This is a genomic window from Rhodococcus sp. (in: high G+C Gram-positive bacteria) (assembly GCF_049591685.1).
Lineage (GTDB): Bacteria > Actinomycetota > Actinomycetes > Mycobacteriales > Mycobacteriaceae > Rhodococcoides.
The window spans coordinates 1-5396 of record NZ_JBAWFH010000457.1 but is presented as its reverse complement, the minus strand read 5'-3'; the positions used below and the strand labels follow the sequence as shown (position 1 = coordinate 5396).

Below are 5396 nucleotides of genomic sequence, written 5' to 3'. Positions count from 1 at the left end.
ATCGTGCACGCCGAGGATGCGCAGGTCATCGCCGCTGCCCCGGAGGCCGAAGGGACGCAGTACTCGCGGTTCCTGCAGTCTCGGCCGCGCGCTGCAGAGAACGTGGCGATCTCTCGGGTGATCGAGTTGTCTCGTCGCACCGGATGTCGCGTACACATCCTGCACCTGTCGAGTTCGGACGCGATACCGATAATTGCTGCCGCCAAACGCGACGGCGTCCGCATCTCGGCCGAGACGTGCCCACATTACCTGTGCTTCGACGCCGAACAAATCCCGTCCGGGGCAACGCAATTCAAGTGTTGCCCGCCCATCCGCGAGGCCGGCAACCGAGAACTGCTGTGGCAGGGCCTTGCCGACGGCATCATCGACACGGTCGTAACCGATCACTCCCCGTCGACCGTCGACCTCAAGCGGCTCGACACCGGTGATTTCGGCGACGCCTGGGGCGGGATCGCTTCGCTGCAGATATCGCTGGCCGCGGTGTGGACCGAGGCGCAACGTCGAGGGTTCGATCTGAGCGACGTGGTGCGGTGGATGGCAACGAACACGGCCGATCAAATCGGACTACACGATCGGGGACGCATCGCTGTCGGTGCAGTCGCCCACCTGGTCGCCTTCGCGCCGGACCAGGAATTCACCGTCGACGTCGCCGAATTGCACCACAAGAACGCCGTGTCCGCCTACGACCGGCTCGGCCTGCGAGGTGTCGTGCGTCGAACGTTCGTCGCGTCGGCGGAGCTGCTCGTTCGGTAGGCCGGCTTCCTTTCTGCACACAAATTGGGTCCAGAAACCACATCCGGCCTTCTGGACCCAATTTGTGTGCAGTCAAGCTCGAGTGCAATCAAGACATGTACGCGGGAACGACTTCGTGGTGGATTGCCCCACTCGACTCGACGAGAGGCAGCGCACTTCCGCCGCGCCCGACCGCGACGAATTCCGCGGCGATGGAGACGGCTGTTTCCTCCGGCGTTCGAGCACCGAGGTCCAGTCCGATCGGCGACCGAAGGCGTGCCAACTCCTCCTCCGTCAGACCTGTCTCTCGAAGCCGACGCATTCGCTCGAGGTGCGTGCGCCGCGAGCCCATGGCGCCTACGAAAGCGACGGGCAGCCGCAACGCCACCTCCAGTAGCGATATGTCGAACCGGGCATCGTGGGTCAGGACGCACACCACCGTGTGCGAATCGGTCTGTGTTCGGGCCAGATACCTGTGCGGCCACTCGGCGATCACCTCGTCGGCATCGGGGAATCGTGCCGTGGTGGCGAACACCGGCCTCGCGTCGCACACGGTCACCACGTAGCCCAGGAACTTGCCCAGCCGGGCGAGAGCACCTGCGTAATCGATTGCGCCGAAGATCAACAAGCGCGGCTTCGGCGCATAGGACGCGACGAACACATCGAGGTGGGGCCGGCAGCGCACCGAGCGGAGTCCTGTACTGCCCGAATCCGCCATGGCCGACGCCTCGTGAGCCAACACTGCATCGACGTCTGCACAGCCTGTGGTGCCGCTGATGCCGTGCGATCCGAGAACAAGCATCGCCCCGGAGCCGTCGAGAATCTGTGCGGTCACCACGGGCTCGCCCGCGGCAACCGCCTGCACCACACTGTGCGGCGGGGCGATCGACACGAACACCTCGATCACGCCGCCGCACGTCAGCCCGACTGCGAACGCGTCGTCGTCGCTGTATCCGAAGCTTGCGCGGACGCACTCCCCGTCGGCGAGCACATCACGGCACAGCTCGTACACCGCGCTTTCGACGCAGCCGCCGGAGACACTGCCCACGGCCTCACCGTCGGCGCTGACGGCCATCGCCGCCCCCGGCAGGCGAGGCGCGCTGCCGGAGACGGAGACAACGGTGGCGAGGGCATACGGCATTCCGACCGAATGCCATTGCTCGAGCCGGGACACGATGTCGTGCATCAGGAAATCCCGAGTGCTTCTTCGATGGGGTGCAGCGCGAAGTAGATCAGGAAGATCGCCGACATCACGTACAGCAACCAATGGGTCTGTCGCAGCTTGCCTTTGGCTATCCGCACGAGGGTGTACGAAATGACGCCGGCTGCTACACCCACGGTGATCGAATACGTGAACGGCATCAGCACGATCGTCAGGAATGCCGGGATCGCAACTTCGGTGTCTGCCCAGTCGATCTTGCGGACGTGCGTCATCATCAGGGCACCGACGAGTACCAGCGCCGGCGCAGCCGCCCCGACGGGAACTACCCCTGCCAGCGGGGTGAAGAAGATCAGGCTGGTCAACATGCCACCGGTCACGACACTGGCGAGACCGGTTCTCGCTCCCTCGGTGACGCCCGCCGCGGATTCGACGACGGCGGTGTTGGCGGACCCGTTGATTGCCCCACCGATGATCGCTCCGAAACCGTCGACGGTCAGAATACGACTGAGCCCGGGCATCTTTCCCTGCTTGTCGACGAGCCCCGCCTCCTCACCGACGCCGAGGATGGTGCCCATGGCGTCGAAGAACCCGGAGAGCACCAGGGTGAACAGCACCACCGAGGCGGTGACGACTCCGGCGCGGGCGAATCCGCCGAACAGATCGACGTCGAACATCAGGCCGAATTGTGGTGTTGCGACGATGGAATCGGGTACCTCGGGCACCACGGGGCCCCAGGACTTGGGATCGATGTCGATTACCGCATTCAGCACGATCGCGAGATTGGTGGCGACGAAGATGCCGATCAGCATCGCGCCGGGTACTCGCCGAACGAACAGCATGATCATCACCACCAGGCCGACGCAGAACACGAACACCGGCCACCCGGCGAGCTTCCCGAACGTCCCGAGAGTGATTGCGGTCGAGGCGGATTCGTGGTGCCCGACGAATCCGGCGTCGACCAAACCGATGAGCGCGATGAACGCTCCAATTCCTACGCCGATCGCCTGTTTGAGCACAAGCGGGATCGCGTCCATGATGAGTTGCCGGACGCCGGTCAACGCGAAGACCACGATGACGACGCCTTCGAGGACGACCAGCCCCATTGCTTGCGGCCACGTCATGAACGGCGCGGCTTGGAAGACGACGATTGGGGTGACGCCGAGTCCGGCGGCCATGGCGAGCGGTGCGTTCCCGATCACGCCCATCAGTATTGTGCTCAGGCCCGCGGACAGCGCCACCATCGTCGAGAGCTGCGCGGGGTCGAGCGTGGCTCCGGTGACGTCCGTGGCGTCTCCGATGATGAGCGGTATGAGGACGATCAGATAGGCCATGGCGACGAATGTCGTGATACCGCCGCGTATTTCTCGTCCGATGGACGAACCACGGAGGGAAATCGAGAAGAACTTGTCGAGCCGAGACAGGCGAGGTTTCTGCTCGCGGGTGCCGGCCGAATCGAGTTGTGTCATGGTGCCCTCCCGGGGCGTGATCGACCGAGTCGGTGCGCTGCGTGAAACGGGCGTCGTTCGGTCTCGTCGAATGTAGATCTCGCTCAGTTGCCTACGATGTGTTCGGGTCTGATGGGTACGCGGGTGAGAGCCAGGCCGGTGGCGTCGCGGATCGCGGCCACAACGGCGGGCGTCGACGACAATGTGGGTGGTTCGCCTGCTCCGCGTAACCCGTACGGCGCCTGCGAATCTGCGTTCTCGAGGATGTCCAGCTTCATGGGCGGCATATCGAGGATGGTGGGGATGAGGTAATCGGTGAACGACGGGTTCTTGACGAGTCCGTTCACGACGACGATCTCCTCCATGACGGCGAGGCCGAGCCCCTGAGCCGAACCACCGTGGATCTGCCCTTCGAGAGAGAGCCGGTTGAGGATTTTGCCGACGTCCTGTACGGCGGCCAACTCGACGACCTTCACCAGCCCGAGCTCGACGTCCACGTCGACGACGGCGCGGTGAACGCACAGCGCGAGCTGTGTATGGCTCGCGCCCTGCCCGGTGACGGGATCCATGCCGGTGGTGGGTCGATGATGGTACTCGCGGGTCTGCTCGACGACGCGATCTCCCAGTACGTCTTCGATGGTGGCGAGCACCCCGTCGGACTCCGACACGATTTTGCCGCCGTCGAGGCTGAGGTGGCTCACTGCGCGGCCGACGTACAGACCGGCGAGAACGAACACGGCCTCTCGGACTGCCTCGCACGCTGTTTTGACGGCGCCGCCCGTCATGTACGACTGCCGGGATGCCGACGACGAACCTGCGTTGCCGACCTTGGTGTCCGCCGGGTGGATGACCACCCTGCTCACGCCCAGTTCGGTGCGGGCTATCTGCGCTTCCAGCGTGACCAGCCCTTGGCCCACCTCGGCTGCAGCCGTGTGCACGAGTGCCGTTGCTTCGCCGCCGATCACTTCCAGCCGCACGCGCGCCGTCGAGTAGTCGTCGTAGTTCTCGGAGAAGCAGATGTTCTTGATACCGACTCCGTATCCCACGCCGCGGACGACGCCTTCGCCGTGTGTCGTTTGCGACGCCCCGCCCGGCAGGTTGCGAATGTCCGACGCATCCAGCGGGGCGGGCATCGGAAACGCTTCGGCGCGGGCGAGCATGTCGGCAAGTGGAGCCGGCGCTTCGATCACCTGACCTGTAGCGAGGATCGAACCCTGGCTCACCGCGTTGATTCGGCGGATTTCGATCGGGCTCAGTCCGCAGGCGTCGGCGAGCTTGTCCATCATGGATTCGTAGGCGAAACATGCCTGTACAGCGCCGAATCCGCGCATCGCACCGCAGGGCGGGTTGTTCGTGTACACGCCGTAGGCATCGATCTCGATGTTCGGGATGACGTACGGTCCGACTCCGAGCGACGCCGCATTGCCGACGACGTTCAACGTTGCGGATGTGTAAGCGCCGCCGTCGAGGATGATTTCGACGTCTGCGTAGAGCAGCTTTCCGTCGCGGGTGGCGCCGTACTCGTAGTGCATCTGCGCCGGATGACGGTGAACGTGACCGAAGAACGACTCGTAGCGGTTGTAGACGATCTTGACGGGTTTGCCGGTGTACATTGCAAGCATGGCGGCGTGAATCTGCATCGACAGATCCTCACGTCCGCCGAACGCCCCGCCGACTCCGGCGAGCGTCATCCTGATTTTTTCCTTCGGCAGGCCGAGACACGGGCCGATCTGCTCGAGATCGTTGTGCATCCACTGCGTCGCGACGTAGAGATCAACGCCGCCGTCCTCGCCCGGAATGGCAAGTCCCGACTCAGGACCGAGGAATGCCTGGTCTTGGATTCCGACCGAGAAGTCACTGCTGACGATGACGGGCGCCGACGCCTTCGCTGCCGCCACGTTCCCCACCCGGACCGGTTGATGACGGGCAATTCCTCCGCGTTCCTGCACCTTTGGGTAGGTCGGATCGAGTGCGGCGCGCCGAGCATCGGTGAGCGGCTCGAGTACCTCGTAGACGACCTCGATCTTTTCCATTGCGCGGCGTGCGGTTTCCGGATG

Annotated in this window: 4 protein-coding genes; 1 reads left to right on the top strand and 3 read right to left on the bottom strand. The window is 64.3% G+C overall.

Annotated elements, in window-relative coordinates; genetic code table 11:
- Window positions 1-753, top strand: a 753-nt coding sequence (locus tag WBQ44_RS19145) for an amidohydrolase family protein (protein ID WP_495568253.1), incomplete at its 5' end; no start/stop codon positions are given.
- A gap of 88 nt (window positions 754-841) precedes the next feature.
- On the opposite strand, the gene WBQ44_RS19140 is transcribed toward WBQ44_RS19145, so the two are convergent.
- The 3 genes from WBQ44_RS19140 to WBQ44_RS19130 all read right to left on the bottom strand — a co-directional run.
- Window positions 842-1918: an XdhC family protein gene (locus WBQ44_RS19140; protein ID WP_495568252.1), complete on the bottom strand. Its 1077-nt coding sequence runs from the start codon at window positions 1916-1918 to the stop codon at window positions 842-844.
- A complete protein-coding gene (locus WBQ44_RS19135) occupies window positions 1918-3360 on the bottom strand; it encodes an NCS2 family permease (RefSeq protein ID WP_495568251.1) in 1443 nt (480 codons plus the stop codon). Before WBQ44_RS19135 ends, WBQ44_RS19140 begins: the two co-directional genes overlap by 1 nt.
- Window positions 3361-3443: 83 nt before the next feature.
- A partial coding sequence (locus WBQ44_RS19130; RefSeq protein ID WP_495568250.1) for a molybdopterin cofactor-binding domain-containing protein occupies window positions 3444-5396 on the bottom strand: 1953 nt, incomplete at its 5' end.